The organism is Hydrogenophaga pseudoflava NBRC 102511 (assembly GCF_001592285.1).
Classification (GTDB): domain Bacteria; phylum Pseudomonadota; class Gammaproteobacteria; order Burkholderiales; family Burkholderiaceae_C; genus Hydrogenophaga; species Hydrogenophaga pseudoflava.
Genome location: NZ_BCWQ01000036.1, coordinates 1 through 1,579 on the forward strand (window position 1 = coordinate 1; position 1,579 = coordinate 1,579).

The following is a 1,579-nucleotide window of genomic DNA, read 5'->3' on the forward strand; positions in this document are numbered from 1 at the left end:
CCTTGGCCGCCTCGGCGCTGCGCTGGGCCAGGCTGCGCACCTCGGCCGCCACCACCGCGAAACCACGGCCCTGCTCGCCCGCCCGCGCCGCCTCCACCGCCGCGTTGAGCGCCAGGATGTTGGTCTGGAACGCGATGCCGTCGATCACGCCGATGATGTCGCTGATCTTCTGGCTGCTGTGGTGGATCTCCTGCATGGTGTGCACCACCTGGTCGACCACCTGACCACCGCGCACCGCGATCTCCGAGGCGCTGGCGGCCAGCTGGTTGGCCTGGCGCGCCGCATCGGCGCTGTTCCTGACCGTGCTGGTCAGTTCCTCCATGGAGGCCGCGGTCTGCTGCAGGTTGCTGGCCGCCTGTTCGGTGCGGCTGGAGAGGTCGTGGTTGCCCGAGACGATCTCGCGGGAAGCCACGTTGATGCTGTCGCTGGCGCCGCGCACCTGGGACACGGTTGCCACCAGCGAGGCCTTCATGTCGGCCAGCGCCTGTTGCAGCTGGCCGAGCTCGTCACCACGGTCCACGACCAGCGGCTGGGTCAGATCGCCATCGGCCACCGCCCGCGCGGCACGCACCGCACCGGCCACCGGCACCGACACCGAACGGGCCGCGCGCCAGGCCACCAGAACGCCCACCACCAGGGCCGCGCAGGCGAGGACGCCGATGATGCTCATCTGGCGCGACAGCGCGGCGCTGGCCTGCTCCACTTCCTGGGCCACCAGCGCATGTTCGTGTTTCTGGAGTTCCTGCATGGCGCCGATGTAGCGCTGCGCCGCGGGCAACAGCTTCTCGGTCAGCATGGTGGATGCCTCCGGCTCCACCGCCTTGAGCGCATCGAAGTACGTCTTGCGCACCTCGATGTATTCCTTGCGCCGTGCGCCGATGTCGGCCAGCAGGCTCTTGCCCTGTTCGGAGGTGATCGCCGCTTCCAGGTCCTTCTGCAGCGTGTTGATGCGCTCGGTGGTTTCGGCCATCAGCGGCTTGAAGTAGCTGTCCACCTCCGGGTGGTTGGCGGACTTGGCCATCGCCATCACGCGGTTGACGTTCAGCTGCGTGCTGGCCACCCACTCGTCGGCGAGCTGCACCAGCCGGTTCATTTCGAGCAGGCGCTGCTGTCCGGCGGTCGCGGAAGTCACGGCATTGAACGCCATGGCGGTCAGCAGCAGGAGCAGCAGCAGCACGGCACCAAAGCCCAGGCCCAGGCGCTGGCTGATCTTGAGGTTGTTGAATTTCATGTTGGTCCTTCGTGGGGTCGGGTCTGGTCAGCGAAGCGATTCCGTGTGGGCCGCACCCTCGGTGCGGAACGTCGCCACGACCTGAGTCAATCGAGTGGCCTGCTCCCTGAGGCTTTGCGCGGCGGCTGCGCTCTCTTCTACGAGTGCCGCGTTCTGTTGCGTCATCTGGTCCAGCTGCGTCACCGCCACGTTCACCTGGCCGATGCCGTCGCTCTGTTCGCCCGCGGCCGAGCTGATCTCGCCGATGATCTCCGTCACCCGCTGCACGCTGGCCACCACCTCGCCCATGGTCTGACCCGCATCGCCCACCAGGCGGCTGCCGGTCTCGACCTTGTCCACGCTGGTGCC

At 67.8% G+C, this 1,579-nt stretch carries 2 protein-coding genes; both read right to left on the bottom strand.

Going from position 1 to position 1,579, the window contains the following annotated elements:
• The coding region (locus tag HPS01S_RS22395; RefSeq protein ID WP_066161174.1) for a methyl-accepting chemotaxis protein at positions 1–1,231 on the bottom strand (1,231 nt) is incomplete at its 3' end.
• 27 nt (positions 1,232–1,258) lie between these two features.
• Positions 1,259–1,579: methyl-accepting chemotaxis protein (locus HPS01S_RS21340; RefSeq protein ID WP_255284280.1), on the bottom strand; the 321-nt coding region annotated here is incomplete at its 5' end.